24 protein-coding genes and 1 tRNA gene are annotated in these 25,544 nt (G+C 59.8%); 13 read left to right on the top strand and 12 right to left on the bottom strand.

The window, feature by feature from the left end; translation table 11 throughout:
- Positions 1-60: 60 nt before the first annotated feature.
- From ACP3TE_RS12720 to menD, 3 genes are all read left to right on the top strand, one after another.
- Positions 61-1,056, top strand: a complete 996-nt coding sequence (locus tag ACP3TE_RS12720) for an o-succinylbenzoate synthase (RefSeq protein ID WP_332503352.1) — start codon at positions 61-63, stop codon at positions 1,054-1,056.
- Positions 1,057-1,181: 125 nt separating this feature from the next.
- Positions 1,182-3,305: a PhoX family phosphatase gene (locus ACP3TE_RS12725; protein WP_332730742.1), complete on the top strand. Its 2,124-nt coding sequence runs from the start codon at positions 1,182-1,184 to the stop codon at positions 3,303-3,305.
- Between the two features lie 155 nt (positions 3,306-3,460).
- Entirely contained in the window at positions 3,461-5,152 is a 1,692-nt protein-coding gene (gene menD, locus ACP3TE_RS12730) for a 2-succinyl-5-enolpyruvyl-6-hydroxy-3-cyclohexene-1-carboxylic-acid synthase (protein ID WP_426736231.1), read from the top strand.
- Between the two features lie 70 nt (positions 5,153-5,222).
- Here the strand turns inward: menD and ACP3TE_RS12735 are convergent, their stop codons facing one another.
- From ACP3TE_RS12735 to ACP3TE_RS12750, 4 genes are all read right to left on the bottom strand, one after another.
- Entirely contained in the window at positions 5,223-6,005 is a 783-nt protein-coding gene (locus tag ACP3TE_RS12735; protein WP_133833593.1) for an amino acid ABC transporter ATP-binding protein, read from the bottom strand.
- 13 nt (positions 6,006-6,018) lie between these two features.
- Positions 6,019-6,810 carry an amino acid ABC transporter permease gene (locus ACP3TE_RS12740; protein WP_105656910.1) on the bottom strand — a complete coding sequence of 264 codons (792 nt, stop codon included), beginning with the start codon at positions 6,808-6,810 and terminating at the stop codon, positions 6,019-6,021.
- A 98-nt stretch (positions 6,811-6,908) separates the two neighbouring features.
- Positions 6,909-7,697 (bottom strand): ABC transporter substrate-binding protein, encoded by a 789-nt coding sequence (locus tag ACP3TE_RS12745; protein WP_133833594.1) that lies wholly within the window; start codon positions 7,695-7,697, stop codon positions 6,909-6,911.
- A 166-nt stretch (positions 7,698-7,863) separates the two neighbouring features.
- Entirely contained in the window at positions 7,864-9,201 is a 1,338-nt protein-coding gene (locus ACP3TE_RS12750) for an isochorismate synthase (RefSeq protein WP_426733798.1), read from the bottom strand.
- Between the two features lie 290 nt (positions 9,202-9,491).
- Here ACP3TE_RS12750 and ACP3TE_RS12755 point away from each other — a divergent pair, with 290 nt between their 5' ends.
- Positions 9,492-10,589, top strand: coding sequence for a polyprenyl synthetase family protein (locus tag ACP3TE_RS12755; protein WP_332489060.1), 1,098 nt, complete (start codon positions 9,492-9,494; stop codon positions 10,587-10,589).
- Positions 10,590-10,672: 83 nt separating this feature from the next.
- On the opposite strand, the gene ACP3TE_RS12760 is transcribed toward ACP3TE_RS12755, so the two are convergent.
- The 4 genes from ACP3TE_RS12760 to ACP3TE_RS12775 form a co-directional block, all read right to left on the bottom strand.
- Positions 10,673-10,843 (bottom strand): hypothetical protein, encoded by a 171-nt coding sequence (locus tag ACP3TE_RS12760; RefSeq protein ID WP_426733800.1) that lies wholly within the window; start codon positions 10,841-10,843, stop codon positions 10,673-10,675.
- A 183-nt stretch (positions 10,844-11,026) separates the two neighbouring features.
- Entirely contained in the window at positions 11,027-11,539 is a 513-nt protein-coding gene (locus ACP3TE_RS12765) for an HIT family protein (protein ID WP_388022801.1), read from the bottom strand.
- A complete protein-coding gene (locus tag ACP3TE_RS12770) occupies positions 11,539-11,973 on the bottom strand; it encodes a hypothetical protein (protein ID WP_105656905.1) in 435 nt (144 codons plus the stop codon). The genes ACP3TE_RS12765 and ACP3TE_RS12770 overlap by 1 nt, the downstream gene beginning before the upstream one ends.
- A gap of 18 nt (positions 11,974-11,991) precedes the next feature.
- Complete coding sequence (locus ACP3TE_RS12775) at positions 11,992-13,395, bottom strand: PucR family transcriptional regulator (RefSeq protein WP_426733802.1); 1,404 nt, start codon at positions 13,393-13,395, stop codon at positions 11,992-11,994.
- Between the two features lie 114 nt (positions 13,396-13,509).
- Here ACP3TE_RS12775 and ACP3TE_RS12780 point away from each other — a divergent pair, with 114 nt between their 5' ends.
- The 3 genes from ACP3TE_RS12780 (at position 13,510) to gabT (ending at position 16,810) form a co-directional block, all read left to right on the top strand.
- Positions 13,510-15,117, top strand: coding sequence for a sodium-dependent transporter (locus tag ACP3TE_RS12780; protein WP_426733804.1), 1,608 nt, complete (start codon positions 13,510-13,512; stop codon positions 15,115-15,117).
- A gap of 2 nt (positions 15,118-15,119) precedes the next feature.
- A complete protein-coding gene (locus ACP3TE_RS12785; RefSeq protein ID WP_332487043.1) occupies positions 15,120-15,263 on the top strand; it encodes a methionine/alanine import family NSS transporter small subunit in 144 nt (47 codons plus the stop codon).
- Positions 15,264-15,466: 203 nt separating this feature from the next.
- The gene (gene gabT / locus ACP3TE_RS12790; protein ID WP_426733806.1) at positions 15,467-16,810 is read left to right on the top strand and encodes a 4-aminobutyrate--2-oxoglutarate transaminase; all 1,344 of its coding nucleotides are present in this window, start codon (positions 15,467-15,469) and stop codon (positions 16,808-16,810) included.
- A gap of 94 nt (positions 16,811-16,904) precedes the next feature.
- On the opposite strand, the gene rarD is transcribed toward gabT, so the two are convergent.
- A complete protein-coding gene (gene rarD, locus ACP3TE_RS12795; RefSeq protein ID WP_426733808.1) occupies positions 16,905-17,843 on the bottom strand; it encodes an EamA family transporter RarD in 939 nt (312 codons plus the stop codon).
- A 238-nt stretch (positions 17,844-18,081) separates the two neighbouring features.
- Between rarD and htpX the strand changes: the two genes are divergently transcribed.
- Positions 18,082-18,960 carry a zinc metalloprotease HtpX gene (htpX, locus tag ACP3TE_RS12800; protein ID WP_105656899.1) on the top strand — a complete coding sequence of 293 codons (879 nt, stop codon included), beginning with the start codon at positions 18,082-18,084 and terminating at the stop codon, positions 18,958-18,960.
- A 229-nt stretch (positions 18,961-19,189) separates the two neighbouring features.
- Positions 19,190-19,786: a hypothetical protein gene (locus ACP3TE_RS12805; RefSeq protein WP_426733810.1), complete on the top strand. Its 597-nt coding sequence runs from the start codon at positions 19,190-19,192 to the stop codon at positions 19,784-19,786.
- 115 nt (positions 19,787-19,901) lie between these two features.
- Here ACP3TE_RS12805 and ACP3TE_RS12810 read toward each other — a convergent pair whose 3' ends face one another.
- Positions 19,902-20,390: a YajQ family cyclic di-GMP-binding protein gene (locus ACP3TE_RS12810; RefSeq protein WP_105656897.1), complete on the bottom strand. Its 489-nt coding sequence runs from the start codon at positions 20,388-20,390 to the stop codon at positions 19,902-19,904.
- Between the two features lie 182 nt (positions 20,391-20,572).
- Here ACP3TE_RS12810 and ACP3TE_RS12815 point away from each other — a divergent pair.
- A tRNA-Tyr gene (locus tag ACP3TE_RS12815) sits at positions 20,573-20,654 on the top strand.
- Between the two features lie 141 nt (positions 20,655-20,795).
- Positions 20,796-21,170, top strand: coding sequence for a thioredoxin (trxA, locus tag ACP3TE_RS12820; protein WP_105656896.1), 375 nt, complete (start codon positions 20,796-20,798; stop codon positions 21,168-21,170).
- Positions 21,171-21,195: 25 nt separating this feature from the next.
- Here trxA and ACP3TE_RS12825 read toward each other — a convergent pair whose 3' ends face one another.
- Positions 21,196-22,158, bottom strand: a complete 963-nt coding sequence (locus tag ACP3TE_RS12825) for a DNA-3-methyladenine glycosylase family protein (protein WP_426733812.1) — start codon at positions 22,156-22,158, stop codon at positions 21,196-21,198.
- A 139-nt stretch (positions 22,159-22,297) separates the two neighbouring features.
- Between ACP3TE_RS12825 and ACP3TE_RS12830 the strand changes: the two genes are divergently transcribed.
- Both ACP3TE_RS12830 and ACP3TE_RS12835 read left to right on the top strand, forming a co-directional pair.
- A complete protein-coding gene (locus ACP3TE_RS12830) occupies positions 22,298-23,662 on the top strand; it encodes a pyridoxal-phosphate dependent enzyme (RefSeq protein WP_426733815.1) in 1,365 nt (454 codons plus the stop codon).
- A 27-nt stretch (positions 23,663-23,689) separates the two neighbouring features.
- Entirely contained in the window at positions 23,690-24,847 is a 1,158-nt protein-coding gene (locus tag ACP3TE_RS12835) for a cystathionine gamma-synthase (protein ID WP_426733817.1), read from the top strand.
- Positions 24,848-24,935: 88 nt separating this feature from the next.
- On the opposite strand, the gene ACP3TE_RS12840 is transcribed toward ACP3TE_RS12835, so the two are convergent.
- Entirely contained in the window at positions 24,936-25,352 is a 417-nt protein-coding gene (locus tag ACP3TE_RS12840; protein WP_133833604.1) for a hypothetical protein, read from the bottom strand.
- Positions 25,353-25,544: the final 192 nt, after the last annotated feature.

The raw sequence follows: 25,544 nt of genomic DNA on the forward strand, positions 1-25,544 counted from the left end.
GGCACGGGGAACGGCACAGTTCAGGCATGTAACTATGCCCACCCTCGATAGGCTTAGAGCATGAGTGTTGAACTTCCGCCCCTTGAAGATCTGCTGGCAAATTCCCATGTTGTCCGCTTGCCGATGCGTGTGAAATTCCGTGGTGTCACCCAGCGTGAAGCGCTGCTGATCAACGGGCCGGAAGGTTGGGGCGAGTTCTCCGCATTTACCGAATACGGACCGGCCGAAGCCTCACGGTGGCTAGCCGCCGGAATCGAGGCCGCTTACCAGCCGTTCCCGGAACCGTTGCGCACCAGCATTCCGGTCAACGCCACCTTGCCTGCAGTTGCGGTCAAAGATGTCGGAGCGGTTCTCGAACGCTATGACGCGCCGCACACCATCAAGATCAAAGTGGCAGAAAAAGGCCAGGGGATTGAGCAGGACCTGGCGCGTGTAGCTGAGGCCCGTCGGCTCTACCCGCAAGCAGCGCTGCGCGTGGACGCGAATATGGGATGGGATATTGCCCAGGCGGTCCCGGCCTTGAAGGCCCTGAGCGAGTACGACCTGCAATACGCGGAGCAACCAGTGCCTGGCATTACCGGGCTGGCAGAAGTCCGCGAGCAACTGCGCAACGCCGGCAACCCCTTGAAGATCGCCGCTGATGAAGCGGTGCGGAAGCACACCGACCCCTTGGAAGTCTCGCGGTTGGGCGCCGCAGATCTGATGGTCATCAAGGCCCAACCGCTGGGCGGCATCGGCGCGGTGCTGCAAATTGCCAAACAAGCGGAACTGGATGTTGTCGTCTCCAGCGCCCTGGATACTTCGGTAGGGCTGGCCCAAGCCGCCGCCTTAGCCAGCGCGCTGCCAGAACTGCCCTATGCCTGCGGCCTTGCGACGGGCACCTTGTTCGCCGAAGACGTATGTGCCGAGCCGTTGCTGGCCACCGCTGGGTACTTGCCGGTGCGTCGCATTGAGCCGGATCACCGGAAATTGGATGGCTTGCGTCCGCAAGAGGCGCGCGTGCGCTGGTGGCTGCAACGCCTGGAGTCCTGCTATGCCGAGCTGACTAGGGGATAACCTCAGGCAAGAATCTATTTCCCCGGCGTTAACCTTTGCGTTGCATTTAAAACACTTCCAAGTGAAAACCTCAGTTCGAGTCATTCCCCTGACAATGAGCCACATACTGAGGAAGTGAGCGGATCATGAATCCAACCCGTACCCTTTTGCCAATGCTGGGCCACACCCGCGGCGGTCGTTCTGCAGCTACTTGCCACTTCAAGTGCGCCGACGCCTGCACCAAGCCAGATTGCAACACTTCGTCCAACGGCTACTTCAAGGACATTGCCGACAAATCGCTCTCCCGCCGCAGCATGCTGGGCCTGGGCGCCGTCGGTGCTTCAGCCCTGGTCATCGGCCCGCAGCTTTTCGGTGCAGCCGACGCTACCGCGGCACCACTGGTTCCAATGAAGCCAGGCAAGGGCGGGCACCTTTCATTCGATGCCATTGAGCCGGTGTCGCGTTCGGTGGATACTGTTTCCGTTCCAGAAGGCTATGACTGGAATGCCATCATCCGCTGGGGCGACCCGCTCTTCAAGAACACCGCGGAATTCGATGCTTCCAAGCAGTCCGCCCGCAAGCAGGCTGAGCAGTTCGGCTACAACTGCGACTACCTGGACATCATTGTCGACAAGTACTCGGGACGCACCGGCGTGCTGGTTGCCAACCACGAATACACCAATGAAGACATGATGTTCGACTCGGCTTGGTTCGAAGCGAACCAGGAAGAAGCCCGCAAGATCGCGATGAACGCGCATGGCTTCTCAGTGGTCGAGGTCAAGCGCAAGAAGAATGACAAGAAGTGGAGCTACGTGCAGGGCGGCGAACGCAACCGCCGCATCACCGCTAGTACTGAATTCCGGGTCGATGGCCCAGCCGCAGGCAGCGACCTGCTCAAGACCGCCGCAGATCCAACCGGTACCAAGGTTCTTGGCACCTTGAACAACTGCGCCGGAGGCACCACCCCATGGGGCACCGTACTCTCCGGTGAAGAAAACTTCGACCAGTACTTCCGCGGCAAGGGCACCGCCGAGGAATCCCGCTACGGCATTGGCGCCGCCGCGACCGGCCGTGGCTGGGAAGAAAGCGACCCGCGCTTCGGCCTGCACAACGAAGGCTTCGAAAACGAAGCCAACCGTTTCGGCTGGGTAGTCGAAATCGATCCGCAGGACCCTTCGTCCACCCCGGTCAAGCACACCAACCTGGGCCGTTTCAAGCACGAGGGCGCCAACGTTCGCATTGCCAAGAACGGCAAGGTTGTTGCCTACTCCGGCGATGACTCGCGCTTCGAGTACCTGTACAAGTTCGTCTCGAAAAACACTTTCTCCAAGCACGATCGCAAGCACAATATGGGCTTGCTCTCCGAAGGCGACCTGTACGTTGCCAAGTTCGCCGGCAACTCTCCAGCAAGCGAGATCGACGGCAGCGGCGCAGTTCCGTCTGATGGTGCTTTCGACGGCATGGGAACCTGGCTGCCACTGGTGAAGAACGGCGAATCCAAGGTGGAGGGCATGGGCATCGACGAGGTGCTGGTCTACACCCGCCAAGCAGCTGACAAGGTCGGCGCCACCAAGCTGGACCGTCCCGAAGACGTAGAGCCAAGCCCGGTATCCGGCAAGGTCTACGTGGCACTGACCAACAACACCGACCGCGGCAAGGACGGCAAGGAAGGCGCAACCGAGGTCAGCCCACGGGTACGCAACCGCGACGGCCACGTTCTGGAAATCACTGAAGCCGGCAACGACGCCACCGCCGCGAAGTTCACCTGGAACATCTTGCTGGTTGCCGGCGATCCAAATGTGAACGGATCGACCTACTTCTCCGGCTACCCAACGGACAAGGTCTCGCCAATTTCCTGCCCGGATAACCTGGCATTCGATTCCAAGGGCAACCTGTGGATCTCCACCGACGGCGCCCCTGGCACCATCGGCTACTCCGATGCACTGCACAAGGTCACCCTGACCGGCAAGGATCGCGGCCGTGTCGAGCAGTTCCTGGCCGTGCCAACCGGTGCAGAGACCTGCGGCCCGCTGATCCATGACAAGGACAACTCGGTCTTCGTCGCGGTGCAGCACCCGGGTGAAGGTGGCAGTTTCGCCAGCCCTACCTCGCTGTTCCCGGACTTCGTGAAGAACGCAGGAGGAGCCGGCAAGGGCGAGTTCTACGGCCCGCGCCCATCGGTCGTCCAGGTCTTCAAGCAAGATGCGAAGCCGGGCAAGGGCAACGGCAAGGGCAAGGGACACGACAAAGGCAAGGGTCACGACAAATAAGTCGGATTAGCCTGCAGTGCAAGGGCGTCGGCAGGATCCTCTCCGGGATCCGGCCGGCGCCCTTTGCCGTTCCAAGTCGGTTGACCGGCACGTCAAGGCATAGACTTGGATCATTGCCTTCAGCTTTGGAATTTAAGGAGTCATGCGGCGTGGGAATGCAGCAACCTGGCGAGCAACGCGCCATCACTACAGCTCGCCATGTGCTCGCCGCCCTGATCAGTGCCGGGATCAGGGATCTGGTGATTTCTCCCGGTTCGCGCAGCGCGCCCTTGGCCTATGCTGCAGCCGAGGCAGAAGCCGCCGGGATCCTGGATATCCATGTGCGCATCGACGAACGCTCCGCGGCCTTCATGGCACTGGGCCTCGCCCAAAGCACCATGCGGCCGGTAGCCCTCGCCGCCACCAGCGGCTCGGCCATCGGGCAGATGCTGCCTGCAGTAATGGAAGCCAACCACACCGCGACACCACTTCTGGTCCTTTCTGCCGACCGTCCAGATGAATTGCACGGCACCGGTGCCAGCCAGAGCACGCGCCAGAAAACCCTCTTTGGCGAGCACGTTCGCCTGGCCGCCAATGTCCCCGCTGGGGCAGATCCGCAACACGAGGTCCAACGCGCATTACTGGCCTTGGCCGGTGACCAGCACACTGCCGCAGGTCCGGTCCAATTGAATCTGCAGTTCCGGGATCCGCTCACCCCTGCACAGGACGAGAGGATCGAGAGCCAAAGCTGGACGGCAGTTGAGCCGGGGCAGTGGAAGGCACACGACCAGCTGGACAGAGCGAGCTTGCCGGTCCAGCAGCTGAAGCCACGCCGGAGCATTGTCGTCGCCGGGCATGGCGCCGGGCAGGAAGCGCAACGATTCGCCCATGGCCTGGGGCTGCCATTGTTTGCCGAGCCATCTTCCAACGCACGGTTCTCGGCCAACGCCATTGGCCACTACCGTCCCCTGATCACGGCGGGCATGGACCGCATTGAACGCGTGGTGCTCTTTGGCCGTCCGACGTTGAGCCGCCCGGTGGGCCAGCTTCTGGCCAACCCGGCGATCGAATCGGTGATTTGGCAGCCTCAGCCGGTGGCCTGGTATGAAGCGGGCCGGCGTCGCGAAACCCCGGTCAGCTCTTGGAGCGAATTGCAGGAGTTCGCCGGCACCGGTGCAAAGGGGTGGCTGGAAGCATGGCAGCAGCTCGATGCCCAGGCCTTGGCCGTGCGCCAGGGCCTCAGCCGCGAATCGGCGATTAACGGGGTAGATGTCGCCGACGCCATTTGGGAACACGCACCAGAAGTTCTCCTGCTTGGCTCATCGAATATAGTTCGCGACTTCGACTTGGCGGCCCGCCCCGCGCCCGGACGAACCATGACCGTGCATGCCAACCGCGGCCTTGCCGGAATTGATGGAACCATTGCCACCGCCTTGGGCCTGGCCCAGGGCGGCAAGCGGCGCACACTGGCGGTAATGGGAGATATCACCTTCGCCCATGACGCCAGTTCGCTGTCCTGGACCCCCGGCGAGGAGCAGCCAATGGTGGATATCGTGGTCTACAACGACGGGGGAGGAGCAATCTTCTCCACACTGGAGCACGGAGCCGTGGATGCCTCGGGCCGCTACGCCAATGCGGTGGAACGCCTCTTTGCCACGCCGCAGCAGCTGAGCCTGCCTGCGCTCGCCGAAGCCTATGGTTGGCAGTACGCCATGGCGGCAAGCAAGGAAGAGCTTAGCGCCATCTTGGCTGCAAGGCAGCCGGCGAACCTGCGCCTGATTGAAGTGCCGGCATCACGGAGCAGCCTGCGCGCGGAGAATCTTGAGTTGAACCGGAAGATCGGGCAGCTTTCCTGGCCAACGACCTAGGGCAAAAGAAATTCCCCTGCCTTGCCCGTCGGCAAAGACGGGCAACGCAGGGGAATTTTTGCAGTTGAACTCAGATATCCACGTGCGTGGGATCGAGCACGCGACGCAGGAAGTCCTGGGTACGTGGCTGCTGCGGATTGCCAATGACATCCACGGCCTTGCCTTCTTCCACCACGACGCCACCGTCCATGAAGAACACGCGGTCAGCAACTTCCTTGGCGAAAGCCATCTCGTGGGTGACCACCAGCATGGTCATGCCCGCTTGGGCCAGATTCTTCATAATGGACAGGACCTCGCCCACGGTCTCCGGATCCAATGCACTGGTTGGCTCATCGAAGAGCATCAGCGTTGGTTCCATGGATAGCGCTCGGGCAATGGCCACGCGCTGCTGCTGGCCGCCGGAAAGCTGGTCGGGGTAGCGATCGCCGAAGTCGCCCAGGCCTACACGTTCCAGATTGCGCAACGCGACCTTCTGGGCGTCGGCCTTCTTGCGCTTGAGCACCTTGATAGGGGATATCGTGCAGTTCTCCAGCACGGTCAGGTGCGGGAAGAGGTTGAACTGCTGGAAGACCATGCCTACTTGCTGGCGCATCTTGTCCAGGTTCACATCGGGATCGGTGACATTGAAGCCACCGACCATAATGGTTCCTCCGTTTGGCTGCTCCAGCAAATTCACGCAACGCAGCAGAGTGGACTTGCCTGAACCGGATGGGCCGATCAGGCAGACAACCTCGCCCGGAGCAACATTCAGGTCAATGCCCTTGAGCACTTCGTTGCTACCGTAGGACTTGCGCAGTCCGGTGATTTCCACGCCCGAAGCATGGACTGAAAGTTCATTGGTGTCAGTCGACATTTTCAAGTCCTATCTATCGCTTGGTCTTGGCGGCGCGGGATTCAAACTTGCGGGCCACCAAGCTCAGCGGGATGGTGATCACCAAGTAGAACAGGCCGGCGACGACCAGCGGGGTGATGCCGGCATCGATTTGCGAGATGCCGTCACGGCCAAACTTGGTCATTTCGTACTGGGCCATCGACGCACCGAGGATGAATGCCAACGAGGTGTCCTTGGTCAGCAAGATGATTTCGTTGGTCATGGGCGGCAAGACGATCTTGAACGCCTGCGGAATCACGATGGTGACCATGGCACGCCACGCTGGCATGCCCAACGAACGGGCAGCTTCGGTCTGCCCCTTGGGCACCGCCTGCAGGCCTGCACGCAGGGTCTCAGCGATGTAGGCGGCCGAGACCAGGCCCAAGGCGCACATGACATTGACCGGCTGCGGCCACTGGGTTCCGAACGCCTGAGGCAAGCCGAAGCCGAAGGCCAATAGGACCAGGATGGCTGGAATACCGCGGAAGAATTCGATAAATGCAGTGGCGAACCAGCGATATGGCGCGAAGGACGCCATTTTCATCAGGGCCAGAAGCAGACCCAGGATGAGGCCGAAGGCGAAGGAGATGATCGTGTAGAAGATCGTGTTCTTCAGACCGACCAAGATCATGCCAGGGAACATCGGTCCCAATTTGTCGAAGGAGAAGAAGGCATAAATGGCCTTGTTCCAATCAACGGCCAAGACCAGTGCGATGATCGCGATGATGAAGATGGCGATTTGAATGGTCTTGCTCATGCGGGCGCGCTGACGTGTAGTCATTGCCATGCTTGATTACCTCTCATAAAGGAAGCGGAAGCTGGACTGCCAACCTGTGGGTGCAGTCCATGCCCCCGCTTGCCTTGGAATCAGTTGATGCTCGAGAATTACTTCTCGCCGAACCACTTCACAGTCAGTTCTTCCATGGTTCCTGCATCGGCCAGCCGCTTGAGGGTGCCATTGACCAGTTCCAGGGTCTTGGGCTGGTCCTGCGGAACTGCAATGCCCAGCTGCTCGCCGGTCTTGAAGTCGGCCACGACGCTGAAGCCGTCCTTATCCTTGATCGCGTAGCCCAATACCGACTGGTTGCCCAGCAATGCATCCACTTGGCCAGCCAGAAGTGCCTGGGTTTGCAAACCGGCATCCTCGAAGCCAACAATGTTGCTCAAGCCCTGTTCCTTGGCGTACTTCTCGCCGGTGGTGGCCTGCTGGACGCCGACCTTCTTGTCCTTGGCGGATTCAAGATCCTTGATTTCAGAACCGTCAGCCGAAATCAGCACCAGATCGTCATCCATATAAGGGGTGGAGAAGTCCATCTTGGCCGAACGCTCTTCGGTGATCGATACCGAGGAGATCGCGATATCGCACTGGGTGCTGAACAGGCCGGATTCAATGGAGTCGAAGCTGGCGTCGATGACGTTCAGATCCAGTTCTGCATCCTTGGCAATCTCGGCAGCGATATCCATATCGAAGCCGACGTTCTTGCCGTCCTTGACGAATTCGAATGGTTCGTAAGGAATGTCTGAGCAAATGGTGAGTTTGCCTTCGTTGAGCGGGAAGGAACCAGCTTCGGCTTCACCTTCGGAACTGGAGCCGGAACCGCAGGCGGTGAGAGCCAGCAGTGCAACGGACGTGACGGCAACTGCGGAGGCGAACTTCTTCTTGAGACTACGCATAGGATCAGAACCTACTTTCGGGTTATGCGAGTGGATCAGTGCGTAGCCACAATCATAACCGGGGCAACACTAGGCTGAGATTCACCTCACACATGTCGCGTCGAGGCTAAGTATTATTTATGCTCAGTGCGATCCTAGCGGCCTTGATCCGCTGTGCAGCCTGCGCCTACTCGGCTCCGAGGGCTTGGCGCATGGGGCGCATCTTCGCCCATGATTCGGCTAGTTCATCCTCGGGCACCGAGCCCGGAACAATGCCGCAACCCGCGTACAGGCGCATCAGCTTTTCGTCTTCCAGGATTCCGCCACGCAGCGCGATGCCGAATTCGCCATCGCCACGGCTGTCAACCCAGCCCACGGGGCCGGCATACGGTCCGCGGTCCATGCCTTCCAGCTCGCGCAAGAGCACGCCAGCCTTCTTGGTCGGCGTGCCGCACACGGCAGCGGTCGGATGGAAAATCTCGGCAACATCCAGTGCGGTAGGCAGAACGCCGGCGGCATCGGCGCGCAACTGGGCGCGTACGTCGCTGGCCAAATGCCAAACATTGGGAAGCTGCAGAATAAAAGGTTCTTCCGGCGCGCTCATGCCGTGCGAAATGGGATTCAGGGAAGCCGTGAGCGAATCTATGGCCAGCTGGTGCTCGTTGCGCTGCTTCGGATCTTCAAAGAGGTTGCGGTGCGCGAAACCGGGGTCCTCGGCGCCAGTGGCCGCGCGGTCCAGCGTGCCAGCTAATACGCGGGCCTCGGCCAAGCCGTCGGTAACGCGCACCAGCATCTCCGGGGTAGCGCCTACCAGGCCGTCCACTGAATAGGTCCAGCAATTGCCATAGTGCTCGGTCAGCGCATCGACCACGCGGGCAAGATTGATCGGGGTGGAACTATGCGCCAACACATCGCGGGCCAGCACCAGCTTGGAAATTCCGCGTTCCTCGAAACGGCCCAGCGCCTGATCCACGGCATCAAGGTAGGAACCGGCGGTCAGCTGCCCGCTGGTCAGTTCAATGCTGCCCGGTTCGCTCGCTGGCAACGACGCATCGGCCATCGCGGCTTCGGCGCGTGCCAAAGCCTGCTGGTAGGTCAGCCCGTCGAGTTCCTCTGCGCTGCCGGTGATGGTAATCCAGGACTTTTCCTCATCGCGTCCGATCACCAGCTGCGGGATCACCATGCGCGATTCAAAGACGCTGGTGAAGGAGAACGCAAAAGAACCGAAGGACACCAGGCCGCTGCCGGGGCGGGCGATCGGGTCAATGATCTGTGCCTGTTCTATTACCTGTGCAAGCCAGGCACGGGCACGCGCAAAGCGCTCTTCGCCGTGGGTGTGCAAGCGGGCCGCAGTGCCAAATCCAACCAGCCCGTGGCCATTGCGGGTCCAGACCAAGCTTCGGTGACGCAATGAGTCGGCAATTAGTGTTTCGGGGGCATCAAGGTATTCAAAGGTGATGCTGGTGAGAACAGGAGCCGACGGCTGATGAGCGCTGGCGCTGAGAACGGGCGAATCTGCAGACATGATAACGCTAAGCCTACCGCGCAATGCCGGGGGAAAAGGCTTGCGGGTGTCCGTGGTCACCCCTGTGAGATCGGCCGGGTCTGGTGAGAAGTGCTGGGGGAACCCGGTAAACTCTAAATCGACCTCCTAGGTCGCTGGTACCAGACCGGTATGCCCGGTCTGGCCATGCCGGCAATGTGCAGTGGAAAGCATCGGCTAGAGTGAAGAGATGTTTGCGTGCATCTTGCAGGCAGATTGCCTTCGCATACCGCGATGGCCAACCCGATGAAAGATAAGTAAGCCGTAGAACAGTGACTGATTCGAAGAGCAACTGGACCGCAGCCGGACACGACGTGTCCGACTCGATTGAGCTGAATCCTGAAACCGCTGCATTAGCTGCGGCCATCAATCTTCCCTCGGGCTTCGCTTTGCTGGCCGAGGACCCGGACTTCGGTCCGGCTATTTCCATCGGCATGGCGAAGGTGGAGAAGCTGCTGCGCGACGCGCTGGCCAACTCCGACCCCTTGATCGACGCATCCAGCCGCCACCTCGTTGAGGCCGGAGGCAAGCGAGTGCGTCCCCTGCTGGTGCTGCTGACTTCCCTGCTGGGCGACGGCGTGAATGACGATGTCATCAAGGCCGCTGCCGTAGTGGAACTCACCCACCTGGCAACCCTGTACCACGATGACGTCATGGACTCTGCTCCAATGCGCCGCGGTGCACCAACTGCTCACGAGGTGTGGGGCAACTCGGTGGCGATTCTCGCTGGCGACCTGATCTTCGCCCGTGCATCGGTCTTCGGATCCGAGCTGGGCCCAGAAGCAGTCATGTGGCAGTCGCGCACCTTCGAGCGCTTGTGCCTCGGACAGCTGCATGAATCCATCGGCCCGCGCGAGGGCGACGATGCCATCGAGCACCACATCCAGGTAATCAGCGACAAGACCGCGTCGTTGCTCTCCACCTCCGGAGCCTTCGGCGCCCGTTTCGGTGGCGCCCCGCAGTACATTGAGGTACTGCGCGAGTATGGCGAAAAGGTTGGCGTTGCCTTCCAGGTCGCCGATGACGTGATCGACTTGGCATCCACGGAAGCCGACTCGGGCAAGACTCCGGGCACCGATTTGCGTGAAGGCGTGCCGACCTTGCCAATTCTGCTGCTGCGCCAGGCAGCAGCCGAGGGCGACGCGCAAGCGCAGCAGGCTGTCGAACTGGTTGATGCGGACCTGGCCACCGATGAAGCACTGGCGGCCGCTGTGGAAGCTGTCACCTCGCACCAGGCAATCCATGATGCATGGAAGGCCGCACGCCAGTGGGCCGATGACGCGATTGCCGTCTTGGCTCCACTGCCCGAGGGCACCGTGAAGCAGGCGCTGATTTCCTTCGCGGATGCGGTTGTTACCCGCGAAGCCTAGGCAAGCTCGAACAAGCAAAACCCCGGAAGACTGCATAGGTCTTCCGGGGTTCTGTTTTGCCCACGGCTGCTGCCAGATCCCTGCTAGAGCTGGTCGTTGCAGTTCTGCCCGTCGTCGGTTGACGCTTTACTCGCAGGACGATTCTTGCTGGCGGTAAAGAATCTGACGGCGAGAATGACCAGGCCAATGGCCACAAGCGCCGGGATGATGTAGAAAATAATCAGTTCGTAGGTATTCGGGACCAGGGGATTCATGTTTACATCTTATGAAGGTCCTGACAGATGCAGTACCACCTTAATGATGATATTCCTGTAAACCGGGAGCATGGCCCTAGTGCTGAGCGGAAAATGCCTGAGGTCTCCCATAAGTGGCAAGCAGGCCCCGGCAACGAATTCTCGTTCCCGGGGCCCGCGCGCGCCAGCGTCATGCCCTCGTGCTTATCGGACGATGTTCTCCGGGACCAGCGGCTGCGGATGCTCGGGGGAAAAGAGCGCTTGGCGCAGCTGCTGCGCTTTGCTGGCCCGATCCTGGATCGATACCCGGTGGCGCAGCTGCCGATAGAGCTCGTCATCGGCGTAGCGCGGGAAAACGTGCTGATGGTAATGCCAAACATGCTGATTGCCCGCAGGCTCATTGTGCTGCCGAGTGCTCGTGCCCTCGGGATTCCAGGCGAGCTTCATCGCCAAGGCAACGCGCTTGGTCTCCCGCATGATCGCGGCGCCGGTCTGCTCATCCAGATCGTAGAGCGCTTCCAGATGCGCGGTCGGAATGATCATCACGTGCCCTCCGTAATTGCCGAACCCATCACAAGCCATGATTGCTGCCACCAGATCTGTCTGGTAGATCAGATCCGTGGGCGCGCACAAGTTGTCCTGGCTGAAAGGCTGGTCGTTGACCAGCTCGCAGAAGGGACACTGGTAGTTGGCTGGTTCATGGGAACGGTGGAGCACTAGTCCTCCAATTCGGCGGCCAGCTCTTCAAACACCCAGGTGTACATGTCCAGGGTGAACTCGCTGAAGGTGCCTTCCTCGCTGGTCCATTTTCCCTTGGCATTGCTGCGGCGGTAGACGATTGGATCCGGAACATCGAGCTGGGATGCCTTGAAGCCCCACACGAACTTCTCTTCCTCATCTTCCAGGAACAGGAGGTAGCCGTCTTCGATTTCCAGTTCTTCAGGGTCGAAGAAGTAGTGGTAGGCCTCCATGAAATCCTCATTGTTGCCCAGAGCACGATAGAACTCTTCAAGGACAAATGGAATTGAAACCTCGGACTGCGCCAGCCCTTCGCGCAATTCTTCGGCGCTCAAGCCATCGGCTTCGTTCCACTGGTCTTCCAAGTACTTGGGAACCAGGGAACAGAACTTCTCTAGAAACATGTCTGCCATGTCCTTATCCTATCGAGATTAGCCCAGCTCAAGGGCACTCAACGCGATCCAGAGCTGGACTCGGTCGCTAGTCACATTCGGGTCGTAGCCCGAGAGATCTGAAATTTGCTGGATCCGGTAGCGCACTGTGTTGCGATGCAGGCCCAAGGACTCGGCCACGGCCCCCACCGAGCCATCGCGGTTGAGGTATTCACGCAAGGTCAGCAATAGGTCGGAATCGTGGGAGGCGTCGAATTCCTGCAGCGGGCCCAGGGCTTCGATGGCCAAATCCTGCAGCGGAACCTCGTGGGCGGCGAGCAGGAGCGAGGTGAGAGAAAGCTTGGTGGGTTCGTTGACCCGCTCTCCGTGGCGCAGGGACTCCAGGGCCTCGAAGTAGCTCCAGCGGATGCCGGTGGTATTCGGGTAGCGCCCGCCGTAGCCCACCCGAGCCGGAAGGCCGGCCGCGAGCAGATACTCGTCGAGGTGCTTGATGGACAGCTGCAGCTTGCTGTGCGCGACAATGATCGCCAAGCGGCCATCTATGATGGCTGAGACCTGCGAGGACAGATCGGCGGGCAGTGGCAGGGTTTGCAAGCGCTCGACCTGTGCAGGAGCCTGCACCAGGATGACCGAGTGCTCACGCTGGGTATTCAAGCCAAGTGCCCCAAGGCGGCCAGCGGCATCGGCGCCAACCAGGGCGCCAGTGGCGAGGTCCTCGAGCACCTGGCCGTTGGCATGGCGCTGCGAGGCGCGCAGACGGGATTTATTGGCCAGTTCCAGCCCGATCAGCGACTGCGCGTAATCGACCACTGGATGGTGGACATACGGTTCTGCAATATGCAGGGTGCACTTATCACGAAGGCCCGTCGCCACCGGTCGTTCATTCCAGGAACGTGCAGGATCATAGTCCCCGCTGATCACTTCGCCGTGCAGAGTCAGCGCTACCTGGGTGCCGAGCATTCGCTCGAGTTCCTCGAGCATGCTGTCCAGATCCGAGGAGAGCAGTGTCTGGGCCAGCTTCTGGTGGGATTTCAGCAGGCTTTCAACACGCTTGAGGTGGTCGGAATTCAGTGCTTCGGCGATCAGCCGGGTAATTGCGGCAAAGGGTATCTGATAGGGCACCTCGAAGACCGGAAGCCCTACTTCGCGGGCGGCTTCAACGGTCGCTTGCGGGACTGAGGCGTGTTCCAGGCCTGTGCCGAAACCCAGAGCTACGGCATCGTTGGCCGCAAGGACTTTGACGAACTGCCGCTGTGCGGCCTTGGTCTTCTGGCGCACCCCGGTGGTCAACACGATTTCTCGCCCGGTGAGGAACTGCGACGGGTCAAGCAGCTCGGTCACCGCACCCCAGGTGATGACCATGCCATCGCGATGAGTGTGTTCAGTCAGCGGTCGAAGGTCGAGCTCGTCATGTTCCAGAAGACCGCGTAAACTAATTGCCATGTAGCCATTCTAGAGGGCTGGCGAAAAGTTCCCGATTCAGCAAATTGCTCAAAATATGGACACGCGACCTCGAAAAATGACCACAATGTGAAAATTTTGCAGTAGCTTAGACACATGAGCACTCCATCTTCATCACAGGGCGCTCCACTCGCAACCGAGAAGCGTGAAACTTTCAGCTCCCGAAAGTTGTTCATCCTTTCAGCGATTGGTTCGGCCGTTGGTCTGGGAAACATCTGGCGTTTCCCTTACGTCGCCTACGAAAACGGCGGCGGCGCATTCTTGATCCCATATCTGGTCGCAATTCTCTGCGCCGGCATTCCGTTGCTGTTCCTCGACTACTCCATCGGTCACCGCTACCGCGGCTCTGCTCCGCTGGCATACCGCCGGGCCAACCGCAAGGCCGAGGCCCTGGGCTGGTGGCAGGTGCTGGTCTGCTTCATCATCGCCATCTACTACGCGGCCATCATTGCGTGGGCCGCGATGTACTGCTGGTTCTCGGTCACCAAGGCGTGGGATAAGAACCCGGACGGGGCTGCCGGATTCTTCATGGGCGACTTCCTGCAGGTCGCGGACGATGTCACTGTCGGGTTCGACTTCGTCGGCAGCGTCTTCTTCCCGATGCTGTGCGTTTGGCTGATCGCCATCGTGATCATGGTTGCTGGCGTGAACAAGGGCATTTCGCGGGCCAACGCGATCTTCATGCCTTTGCTGATCGTGATGTTCCTGATTCTCGTTATCCAGTCGGTCTTCCTGCCAGGTGCTGTGGACGGCTTGAATACCTTCTTCACGCCGAACTTCGAGGCGCTGTCGAATCCTTCGGTGTGGGCAGCGGCATTCGGCCATATCTTCTTCTCGCTGTCGGTGGCCTTCGGCATCATGGTGACCTACTCGTCCTACATGAAGCGCAAGAGCGACCTCACCGGTTCGGGCTACGTTGTAGCCTTCGCCAACTCCAGCTTCGAGCTGCTCGCCGGCATCGGCGTCTTCGCGGCCCTGGGATTCATGGCGTACAACGCCGGCAGCTCCGTCGACGATGTGGCAACCAGCGGAATCGGCCTGGCCTTCATCGCCTTCCCGACCATCGTTTCGCAGGCTCCCTTGGGCGGCGTCATCGGCGTGCTGTTCTTCGGTTCGCTGGTCTTTGCCGGCATTACCTCGTTGATCTCGATCCTCGAGGTGATTGTTGCGGCTTTCCAGGACAAGCTGGGCTGGAAGCGCCAGTCGGCCACCCTGGTTGTTGTCGTTCCAGTGGCATTGATCTCCATGATCTTGTTCCCAACCACCACTGGATTGTATTTGCTGGACACCATGGATGCGTTCGTGAACCAGTTCGGCATCCTCGCTTGCGCACTGGTGATCGTGATCGTCTTCGGTGCAGGCCTGGGCATGCTGCCTAAGCTGGCCAAGCACTTGAACCGCCACAGCTCCATCAAGCTGGGTACCGGCTGGATGGTCCTGGTCGGCGGCGTGGGCCCAGCTGTCTTGGGCTACATGCTGATCAATGAAATCCAGACCAAGCTTGCAACTCCCTATGAGGACTACCCTGTTTGGTTCCTCGGGATCTTCGGTTGGGGCATGGCCGGGGCATTGATTGTCGGCGCGGTCCTGCTGTCCCTGGTCCCTTGGAGCAAGAACTCCAAGAAAAACGACCCCGAGTTCGATCAGCATCGTGCGAACGTCGAGGCAGAAGAAGTCCCTGAAGTGTCCAGGAAGGAATACTAGCCATGAGTCCTATAGCGATTGTCTTCATGATTATCTCCATGCTGACCATTTGGGGAGGCCTGGCCATCGCCTTGATCAGCCTGAATCGTCATCCTGAAAAGCACGATGACGATGTGATCGAGCCTGCTGGCTCGGCAGGCAACTAGAACCTGCAAGCATCTGGATCGAAGGCCTCTTCGTTTCAAGCCCCGGCTTGGAATGAAGAGGCCTTTTCCTGTGCAGATGCACTATGCGACACGAAACGTGTTGTGCCGATCCGCGTAGTGGCCGGGCAGCCGGGAGAATACTCTCTAGTTATAGAGACAATAGGGCCAGTGAGCTCACGAATAATTTCTGGAAGGACAATCACATGGACGTTACCTACCGCATTGACCAGAAGCGCAAGATCAATGGTCCGTTCCCCGGCCCGAAGTCGCAGGAACTGACCGCACGCCGAGCCAAGGCAGTTGCTGCCGGCGTAGCTTCCAGCCTGCCGGTGTATGCGGCAGAGGTTGATGGCGGCATCATTGTCGATGTCGATGGCAACCAGCTGATTGACCTGGGCTCCGGCATCGCCGTAACGACCATTGGCGCCTCGAATCAGGCAGTAGCCAAAGCCGTCGCCGAACAGGCAGCGCGCTTCACCCACACCTGCTTCATGGTCGCTCCGTACGAGAACTACATCGAGCTGGCCGAGAAGCTGGCTGCCATCACTCCGGGCAACTTCGAGAAGCGTGCAGTCTTCTTCAACTCCGGTGCCGAAGCGGTAGAGAACGCCATCAAGGTAGCCCGCATTGCCACCGGCCGCCAGGCAGTAGTCGCCTTCGACCACGCCTACCACGGCCGCACCAACCTCACCATGGGCTTGACCGCCAAGGCCGCCCCATACAAGCGCGGTTTCGGCCCACTGGCACCGGAGATCTACCGCATGCCAATGAGCTACCCATACCGCGAAGAGAACCCGAACATCTCCGGCAAGGAAGCAGCCGAGCGCGCGATCCTGGCAATGGAGAAGCAGATCGGCGGCGACCAGATCGCTGCGATCATCATCGAGCCGATCCAGGGCGAGGGCGGCTTCATCGTTCCGGCCACCGGCTTCCTGCCGCGCATCGCCGAATGGGCCAAGGAAAACGGCATTGTCTTCGTTGCCGACGAAGTCCAGGCAGGCTTCGCACGCTCCGGTGCCTGGTTCGCCTCGGACATCGAAGGCATTGAGCCTGACATCATCACCCTGGCCAAGGGCATCGCCGGCGGCATGCCGCTGTCTGGCATTATCGGCCGTGCCGAACTGCTGGACTCGGTGCACGGTGGCGGCCTGGGCGGCACCTACGGCGGCAACCCGGTTGCTGTGGCCGCGGCTCTGGAATCCATCAAGTTCATGGAAGAGCAGGACTTGGCGGGCCGCGCCCGCGAGATCGAAGAGAAGTTCTTCACCCGCTTCGGTGCGCTGCAGAAGGACATCAAGGAACTGGGCGACATCCGTGGCCGTGGCGGCATGGTCGCAATGGAATTCGTCAAGGCTGGTGGCAAGGAGCCGGACGCCGAGCTGACCAAGGCCATCGCAGCCGAATGCCTGGCCCAGGGCGTCTTGATCCTCACCTGCGGCACCTATGGCAACGTGGTTCGCCTCTTGCCTCCGCTGGTGATCGGCGACGAGCTGCTCGAAGATGCATTCAACGTATTGGAAGATGCGATCCGCAAGGCTATCGCCTAAGTAGCTCAAAACTGGTCCTAGACGGCGAATGCCTCGAACCTCCCACGGGAGATTCGAGGCATTCGCTGTATCGGCGGTGAGTGCAACCGGGCGTTCAGACCAACTTTTTCGGTTCCGGCATGGAGCCAATGCGTGGAATTCGCATCATGTCCACGAGCACGAAGAGCACCGCAACCCATACCAAGGCGAAACCAACCCAGCGTTCGAATGGCATGTGCTCGCCAAAGACCAGCAGGCCCAGGATGAACTGCAAGAGCGGGGCGAGGAATTGCAATGAGCCCAGGGTGCTCAAAGGCAGGCGACGAGCTGCACCCCCGAAGAGCAGGAGCGGTACTGCGGTGATGATGCCGCTCGCTGCCAAAAGCGAGAGGCCAAGAACATCAGCCGAGAACAGCGCAGACTTCCCGTCAACGGCCAGCCAAACCAGATAGCCGATGGCCAACGGGGTCAGCCAGACGGTTTCAATGGTCAAGGACCCCAGCGCAGTTCCGCTTTGGCCCACTTTGTTCTTCACCAGGCCATAGAAGCCAAAGGAGAAAGCCAAGCCGAGGGAAATCCAAGGGACCTGTCCCAAGCCGATCGTCAAGACAAGTACAGCAACGGTGGCTATGGCAACAGCGATCCATTGCAGCCGACGCAATTTTTCTTTCAGGACGACGACACCCAGAAGGATTGCCACAATTGGGTTGATGAAGTAGCCCAGCGAGGCTTCCAGCACATGTCCGGTCAAGACCGCCAGTGCATAGAGAGTCCAGTTAGCTGCAATCAGAACACTAGCCAGTCCCAACTGCCAGATGGTCTTGGAATCCTTGAACATCGCAAGGAACTGCTTGACCTGGCGTGTGAACGCCAGCAGCAGCAGGCAGAAAACCAGCGAGAAGATCACGCGAACGCCAACGAATTCGAAGGCCGAGATGTCAGGCAGCAATAGGAAGTAAGCCGGGAGCATGCCCCAAATCAGGTACGCGGCGGTGCCTTGGATCAGTCCGTAGCTATGTTCTGAACGGATCGGTTTAGCGGTACTTACGGACATGCAGGACGCACACTTTCAGAAACAAAATGGATCAAGGGAGCGGCCCACCGGGAAATAAGTTGTGGAACCGCATCTTAAAACTACAACGTTCCCGCCGTCTGGATATTCCCCGAGGCCGGCGGTGCCTGCCATTCCACACGGCACTGTGATATTTTCACCGGAACATAAATGGAATTCCAGTCGTTGACTAGACTAGAGAACACCAACTTGGTTTGCTTCATTGAGGGAGTGCATCGCCGTGCATGGACATAACAACGGACTCAAAACCGCCTTTTTGATGGGCGGAATGTTTGCCCTGCTGCTGGCCATTGGCTCGCTGATATCTGCGGGCACCGGCCGTTCGATGTTCATTTGGATATTTGCCTTGATCGGCCTCGGAACTACTGCCTACAGCTATTGGAATAGCGACAAGCTGGCTCTGCGCTCGATGCACGCCTACCCGGTCAGCGAAGCGGAACAGCCGGGAATGTACCGAATCGTGCGTGAGCTGTCGATGAACGCGCAGCAACCGATGCCGCGACTGTACGTTTCGCCAACCACTTCGCCGAACGCCTTTGCCACCGGCCGCAACCCGCAGAATTCGGCGGTGTGCTGCACCGAAGGCATCCTGCAATTGCTGAACGAACGCGAATTGCGCGGGGTGCTGGGTCACGAGCTGATGCATGTCTACAACCGGGACATCCTCACTTCTTCGGTCGCCGCCGCGGTTGCGGGCGTTATCACCTCCGTTGCCCAGTTCCTGATGTTCTTCGGCGGCGGCAACAGCAATGACAACCGCGGGGTGAATCCGATCGCCTTGATTGCCCTTTCCCTGCTGGCGCCACTGGCAGCGTCGATCATCCAGATGGCCGTGAGCCGCACCCGCGAATATGATGCAGACGAGGACGGAGCCAAGCTGACCAATGATCCGCTGGCGTTGGCGAGCGCGCTTCGGAAACTGGAATCGGGGATTACGCAGGCTCCGCTGGCTTCCAATGACCAGAAGCTGGTCAACAGCTCGCACCTGATGATCGCCAATCCATTCGGCTCGCGCCTCAAGCGCATGTTCTCCACCCACCCGCCTATGGAGGATCGCATCGCACGGCTTGAAGCGATGGCTGGCGGACGCGGGTACTAAGTGCAAAGCAGCTCCTGGGCTTAAGGCCGCATCTCATATGGAGATGCGGCCTTTAGCTTGTTTTGGGCCTTTCCCGTTGAACAGTTAGTTATCTACCCTCCTACTAAAGGATGAGGTGAAGATCTTTGTCTGCCCTAGTTAGGCAAAAATAGGCTGATCGTAGCGGCACCGGGGAGAAGACTCCCTGCCGTCTGATGAAGGAGCAAGGAGCAAGGAGCAAGGAGCAAGGATGCGAGACGACGACGCGGCACTTCTGCCCAGGCTTGGGGATGCCATAGCCGGTCAACTGGCCACCGGAACGGTCAAAGGATTGGCTTGCCTGCTTGTGGCCTGGATTTGCTCATCATGGATTGCCCTCGACACTGCTTTCGGCACATTCGCTATCGCGCTGGCGATCTCGTATCTCCTCTCGAAAATCCTCGGCGCCATCATCGCTCGACCGATTGTCCTGAAAGAATGCCGTCCCAACCCCGGGGGAGTGCTGTACGTCGTCCTTCCATTCGTGGTGTCCATCGTGGTCAGCTTTGCTGCGGCCTATGCAGTTACCAGCTCATTGCGTGACAGCAGTTTTGTGACAGTGCTCGTTGCCGCATGCAACGCCGCTGAGATCCTCTGGATCAAACCATGGGTGCCGGGACCTTCGCCGGAAGAGATGGCCGCGAAGTTCAATGAATTCAAAGCCATGACCCAGGACCACTTCGCTGATGATGTTGCTGATATCAAGCGGCGGGCCAGGGAAAGGACTCGTGAACAGTACTACGCGAAGAAGGCCCGCGAAGAAGCAAAGAGGCTGAAGAAGCAGAAGCGCGACGAGGATCAGCGCTGATCCTTTCCGGGTCCATGCTCCAGTGGTGCGCAGAATGGCAGCGAGGGCTGTTTCCCATGGTGAATGGGAAACAGCCCTCGCTGTGTATCACGTGATTTCTAACGCTGGGTCAGTCCTAGCGGAAGTTCACGAACTGCAGATCCGCTTCTTCGAAGTCGCGCAGCAGAGCCATGGTGGCCTGCAGGTCATCGCGGGACTTGGAAGAGACGCGCAGCTCGTCACCCTGAATGGTTGACTTGATGCCCTTAGGCGCCTCATCGCGAATCAGCTTGTTGATCTTCTTGGCGACATCCTGGGCAATGCCCTCCTTGATGCTTGCCTCGATGCGGTATTCCTTGCCGGATGCAAATGGCTCGCCGGCATCCAATGACTTCAGGGAAATGCCGCGCTTGACCAGCTTGGACTGGAAAACATCCAGTACTGCGTTGACGCGCTCTTCCGAGTTGGCCTTCATCAGGATTTTCTCGCCGCTGAAATCAACTTCAGCGCCGACGCCCTTGAAGTCGTAGCGCTGGGCAATTTCCTTCTGGGCCTGGTTCATCGCGTTGGCGACTTCCTGGCTATCAACCTTGCTTACGACGTCGAATGTGGAATCACTAGCCATGTGAATACTCCTAGTTGAAACGGGTCTGATTCGCTTCATAGCCTACCGGTTTTACCCCCTGGATTTGGGGTGTGATCAGGCTTACAGCAAAAATGCCCCTCTCGATTTCACAACATCGAAAAACTCCTGTAGAGTTATTTCTCGTTCCGACAAGAGCAAATGTTCTTGAAGCGAACGTACTCGGCAGATTACCCGAGTGGCCAAAGGGGGCTGACTGTAAATCAGCTGGCAACGCCTTCACTGGTTCGAATCCAGTATCTGCCACAAAATAACTCCCGGATCCCAGGATCCGGGAGTTTTTTGCATGCGGAAGGAATGCATGGCAACCCGGATCTTTCCTATTCCCGGTTCCGAACAAGATCACCTTTCTACGTATTTCAAATAAGGATCGGCTACCGTATAACCATGGCAACGAAAAATGTGAGCGAAGACGACTTCGCGAAGTTGATTGAAGACAACGACATCGTCCTCGTGGACTTCTGGGCCGACTGGTGCGGGCCGTGCAAGCAGTTTGCACCGGTTTACGACCAGACCTCGGACAAGTTCAGCGACGTCGTTTTTGCCAAGGTGGATACCGAAGCTGAGCAGGGCCTGGCCCGTGCAGCTAACGTGACCTCGATTCCTACCATCATGGCGTTCCGCGAACAGGTCCTCGTGTTCTCGCAGGCTGGTGCGTTGAACCAGACCCAGCTCGAAGATCTCGTCACCGCGGTCAAGGGCATTGACATGAGCGAAGTGCACAAGCAGATCGCCGAGGAAGCCGCGCAGGCTGATTCCTAAGAACCATTAGAGGCTTCGGGCTCCTTTACCTCCGCCGGTGATCCAGCGGTGCGTAACGGGGCCCGAAGCTTTGTTTTTTCTGCCCCGAAAGCACCAGCAAGCGCACTACGCGTTGACGGTGCGGGGCGTATGGCGCCAATAGCTCCAGCATCTGCCCATCGCTGATTCGGGAACCGGTAAGCACCTGGCCCACGAAATCAGCCAGATGGAAATCTCCCACCGAAATATGGTCACTGGATCCGTGGGAGCGCTGCAGGGTTTCGGCAATTGTCCAGGGACCAATGCCCGGCACCGAACCCAAGGCGGCTTCCAAGGTGCCCGGAGCCTTGGCGGTGGGCCGTGCATGGTCCATTGGCTTCTCTGCCCACCACTGCAAACTGCCGGCAACCTGCAGCAGGCGTGCCATGGTGTTAGCCCGCTGTCCTTCAACGCGCGCCTTTTGCCAGTCCCAGCGCCTCATCGAGGCTACCTTTTGCGGTCCGGGGAAAATCATCAGGCCCTCGGGAGCCGGACCCGGAGCCCGCTGTCCCAGGTGGCGGATCAGCCAGCGCCAGGCATAATTCGCTTCAATACCGGTCACCCGCTGTTCCAAGATCGCCCCGGCGGCGTGCTCAAAGATCCTGCCGGTGCTGGGCAGAACGAAGTCCGGATGCAACGAGCGGGTGCGCGCGATAATTTCGGGGAACTGCCCTTCTTTGATCCTCGCGTCGAAATCGCTCCAGTCATCGAGCGCCCCTAGAAGGTTCGGAGCTGAGCCGATGGCCCAGTGGGCTCCGGGACCCCATGCTCGAAACGTTGCCGGGGCGGTGGGTGCGGGCTTGCTGATTTGCAGCGTGGCATCTCCGAACGGTGTTCCAAAGGCCAGCCATGCTTCGCTCCGGGACAGGCGGATGGTCGGATCTCCCAGTCCCCGGCGCAGGATTGCCAAAGTCTTGAGCAAGGACACGGGGCGGTGCGGATCGTAATCGGCGCTCAACGGCTTCTCCATGAATCGCATCCTATAGCCTCGTGCCTGCAGTAGCTGGCGGCAGGCTTGCCTAGCACTGATGAAAAGTGCCCGTCCACTGCGTGACGTTTCGCTACGTGCCGGAACGACATGTATGACAACCGCCGGTAAAGTTCTTGACATGAAGTATGCGTCCACAGTCCTAGATCTGATCGGCAATACCCCTTTGGTGAAGCTCAATCGAGTCACCGAGGGGATCAAAGCCACTGTATTGGTGAAGCTTGAATACTTGAATCCGGGTGGTTCCATCAAGGACCGCATCGCATTGAAGATGGTCGAGCGCGCCGAAGAATCCGGCCAGCTCAAGCCCGGCGGAACCATCGTGGAACCAACCAGCGGCAACACCGGTGTCGGCTTGGCCATGGTGGGCCAGCTCAAGGGCTACAACACCATCTTCGTCACCCCGGATAAGGTCGGCGAGGAAAAGCGCGACGTACTGCGCGCCTACGGTGCCAAGGTAGTAGTCACCCCAACCGCGGTGGCCCCGGATTCCCCTCAGTCCTACTACGGCGTATCGGACCGCCTGGTTACCGAGATCGACGGCGCCTACAAGCCCGACCAGTTCTCCAACCCGGCAGCACCCGACAGCCACTTCGAAACCACCGGACCGGAACTCTGGAACGACACCGACGGCAAGCTGACCCATGCGGTCATCAGCGCAGGAACCGGCGGCACCATCACCGGCACCGGACGCTACCTCAAGCAGGTTTCCGCCGGCCGCGCCTCGGGCCCGGTCAAGATCATTGCCGCTGACCCGGATGGCTCGGTCTACTCCGGTGGCACCGGACGCCCATACTTCGTCGAGGGCGTCGGTGAAGATATGTGGCCAGGGAACTACGACCCATCCGTGCCGGATGCCGTGGAACCAGTCACCGACGCTGAGGCTTTTGAAATGACCCGCCGGTTGGCCAAGGAAGAAGGCCTGCTGCTGGGCGGTTCTTCGGGCATGGCAGTGGTCGCCGCGCTGCGTGCAGCCAAGGACCTGGGCGAAGACGACATAGTTGTCGTGATCGCCCCGGATGGCGGCCGCGGCTACCTGGCCAAGATCTTCAACGACCAGTGGATGCTGGACCAGGGCTTCACCACCGATGAATACTCCGCCTTGGACTTCATCGGCGCGGCACTTGCCAAGCAGGGCACCACCACGGTGGCTTTGGATACCACCCTGGCCGAAGCGGCCAAGGCACTGCGCGAGCAGGGCGATGACGCATTGGTCGTGTCGACCTCGCCGCTGCCAGCGCGTATCGGCGAGATCCGCGGTGTCATTGGCGCGGGGGACATCACCGACGCACTGCTGGCTGGCGCAGAACCAACCAGTACGCTGGCAGACCTGGGCGACTTGGCCAAGCCATTCATCGGCACCGCAGACACCCCGGAACATGCACAGGAACTGCTCAAGAGCCACCCGGCCGTACTGCTGACCAAGGGCGGCGAAGTGATCGCCGCGGCTACCGCAGCCGATCTCTTGGCCTACTCCACCCGCTAGAGACAACACCTCAAAGGATTGATATCGATGACTGAAAACCACCAGGGAGCAAACACCCGCTTTGTCCATGCGGGCCAGGAATTCGAACCGGTCACCGGCGCGGTAGTTCCGCCGCTGCACTTCTCCTCGACCTACGCGCAGGACGGCATTGGCGGCCTGCGCAACGGATACGAGTACGGCCGCGGCACCAACCCGACCCGCGACGCGCTGCAGGCGCAGCTGGCCGGCGCAGAATTCGGCACCCACGCCTTCTCCTTCAGCTCCGGCCTGGCCGCCGAGGATTCGCTGATCCGTGCGATCCTGCGTCCGGGCGATCACATTGTGCTGGGCAACGACGCCTACGGTGGAACCTTCCGCCTGATTGACCGCGTGCTGGGCGACTGGGGCATCGGCAACACCCCGGTGAACATGGCTGATGAAGCAGCGCTGGCTGCCGCTATCGAAAAGAACAAGGCCAAGCTGGTGTGGGTTGAGACCCCTTCGAACCCGATGATGACCATCACCGACATCGCCAAGGTCGCGCAGATTGCCCACGCCGCCGGAGCATTGCTGGTCGTGGACAACACCTTCGCCAGCCCATTCCTGCAGCAGCCGCTGACCCTGGGTGCTGACATCGTGGTCCACTCGACCACCAAGTACATTGGCGGCCACTCCGATGTGGTGGGCGGTGCGGTGATCGTCAAGGATGCGCAGCTGGCAGAAAAGATCGGCTTCATCCAGTTCGCTGTGGGTGCCGTCTCGGGCCCGATGGACGCCTTCTTGACCACCCGCGGCCTGAAGACCCTGGGCGTTCGCATGCGCGCCCACTCGGAGAACGCCGCACAGGTTGCCGGGTGGCTGCGTGAGCGCAGCGAAGTCGAGCGCGTGCTCTACCCGGGCTTCGAAGACCACCCGGGCCACGAGATTGCCAAGAAGCAGATGTCCGGCTTCGGCGGCATGGTGTCCGTCCAGTTCACCGGCGGAGAATCAGCGGCCCGCAAGATTGCCGAGAGCACCAAGCTATTCACCTTGGCAGAATCCCTGGGCGGCATCGAATCGCTGATGAACTACCCGTCGGAGATGACCCACGCTTCGGTGAAGGGTACCGAGCTGGCGGTTCCGGTGAACCTGTTGCGCCTGTCCGTTGGCATCGAAGACCCGGCAGATTTGATTGAAGACCTGGATAAGGCCTTCGCCAACCTGTAAGAACCAAGCGCAAAGGACCTGGGTTCCGCTGCCCGCAAAGGGCAACGGAACCCAGGTCCTTGGTGCTTTGAACGAAGTTCCGGATCGGCTACCGGCGGCGCTTGGCCGGTTTGGGATCCACGATCTTGAAATACCTGTTGCTCGCTGGCATCCACATCAAGGCCACGCTGAACATGATGATGGCCGCCAGCAGCGAATAGCGGCCGAATCGCAGCAACAGCGGCAGCGCGGTAATCAGGCCCAACCAGGACAGTTGGGCGCGCGCGGCCCGGTCCCCGGTGAATAAGCGGTAACCCAGCACACAGCAGGCAAGGCCGGCAGCGGCGAAAAAGATCATCAGCGCAATGGCTCCGAAATCCAGCGCGGAATCCTGGATATGCTCGTAAGCCAGGAAGCCTCCGAAGCCGAGAAAAAGCACTCCGGCTAGGAGCCATAGCATTTGGGCGATGAACAATCCGCCTGGGGTGGGCTCATCTGGACGTCGCGGAAAAAGTGGTTTCTTCACGTTCTCAACCCTACGTGCTTTGGTGCGGTGCCCGATCTCACACGCTCTCGACACTGACAATAGTGGCCTGTTCAAGCTAGCATTAAGTGTTCGCGAACATCAGGGTATCCCTCTCGCATCCAGCCCAATTTTTGAGGCCGGAGCCTTCTCGTGTTGTATTTTCCGCAAAGTGTGTGCGGGTCTTTATGTCAT

It is taken from the genome of Glutamicibacter sp. 2E12, assembly GCF_050030965.1.
Taxonomy (GTDB): Bacteria; Actinomycetota; Actinomycetes; order Actinomycetales; family Micrococcaceae; genus Glutamicibacter.

Excerpts from the sequence above, each read along its gene's own strand:
- ACP3TE_RS12745 (WP_133833594.1), bottom strand. The coding sequence starts at position 7,697 with ATGCGTAGTCTCAAGAAGAAGTTCGCCTCCGCAGTTGCCGTCACGTCC.
- ACP3TE_RS12830 (WP_426733815.1), top strand. The coding sequence starts at position 22,298 with ATGAAGTATGCGTCCACAGTCCTAGATCTGATCGGCAATACCCCTTTG.
- gabT (WP_426733806.1), top strand. The coding sequence starts at position 15,467 with ATGGACGTTACCTACCGCATTGACCAGAAGCGCAAGATCAATGGTCCG.
- ACP3TE_RS12780 (WP_426733804.1), top strand. The coding sequence starts at position 13,510 with ATGAGCACTCCATCTTCATCACAGGGCGCTCCACTCGCAACCGAGAAG.
- ACP3TE_RS12725 (WP_332730742.1), top strand. The coding sequence starts at position 1,182 with ATGAATCCAACCCGTACCCTTTTGCCAATGCTGGGCCACACCCGCGGC.
- rarD (WP_426733808.1), bottom strand. The coding sequence starts at position 17,843 with ATGTCCGTAAGTACCGCTAAACCGATCCGTTCAGAACATAGCTACGGA.
- ACP3TE_RS12785 (WP_332487043.1), top strand. The coding sequence starts at position 15,120 with ATGAGTCCTATAGCGATTGTCTTCATGATTATCTCCATGCTGACCATT.
- ACP3TE_RS12720 (WP_332503352.1), top strand. The coding sequence starts at position 61 with ATGAGTGTTGAACTTCCGCCCCTTGAAGATCTGCTGGCAAATTCCCAT.
- trxA (WP_105656896.1), top strand. The coding sequence starts at position 20,796 with ATGGCAACGAAAAATGTGAGCGAAGACGACTTCGCGAAGTTGATTGAA.
- ACP3TE_RS12735 (WP_133833593.1), bottom strand. The coding sequence starts at position 6,005 with ATGTCGACTGACACCAATGAACTTTCAGTCCATGCTTCGGGCGTGGAA.
- menD (WP_426736231.1), top strand. The coding sequence starts at position 3,461 with ATGCAGCAACCTGGCGAGCAACGCGCCATCACTACAGCTCGCCATGTG.
- ACP3TE_RS12775 (WP_426733802.1), bottom strand. The coding sequence starts at position 13,395 with ATGGCAATTAGTTTACGCGGTCTTCTGGAACATGACGAGCTCGACCTT.
- ACP3TE_RS12810 (WP_105656897.1), bottom strand. The coding sequence starts at position 20,390 with ATGGCTAGTGATTCCACATTCGACGTCGTAAGCAAGGTTGATAGCCAG.
- ACP3TE_RS12760 (WP_426733800.1), bottom strand. The coding sequence starts at position 10,843 with ATGAATCCCCTGGTCCCGAATACCTACGAACTGATTATTTTCTACATC.
- ACP3TE_RS12740 (WP_105656910.1), bottom strand. The coding sequence starts at position 6,810 with ATGGCAATGACTACACGTCAGCGCGCCCGCATGAGCAAGACCATTCAA.
- ACP3TE_RS12770 (WP_105656905.1), bottom strand. The coding sequence starts at position 11,973 with ATGGCAGACATGTTTCTAGAGAAGTTCTGTTCCCTGGTTCCCAAGTAC.
- ACP3TE_RS12805 (WP_426733810.1), top strand. The coding sequence starts at position 19,190 with ATGCGAGACGACGACGCGGCACTTCTGCCCAGGCTTGGGGATGCCATA.
- ACP3TE_RS12750 (WP_426733798.1), bottom strand. The coding sequence starts at position 9,201 with ATGTCTGCAGATTCGCCCGTTCTCAGCGCCAGCGCTCATCAGCCGTCG.
- ACP3TE_RS12825 (WP_426733812.1), bottom strand. The coding sequence starts at position 22,158 with ATGGAGAAGCCGTTGAGCGCCGATTACGATCCGCACCGCCCCGTGTCC.
- ACP3TE_RS12835 (WP_426733817.1), top strand. The coding sequence starts at position 23,690 with ATGACTGAAAACCACCAGGGAGCAAACACCCGCTTTGTCCATGCGGGC.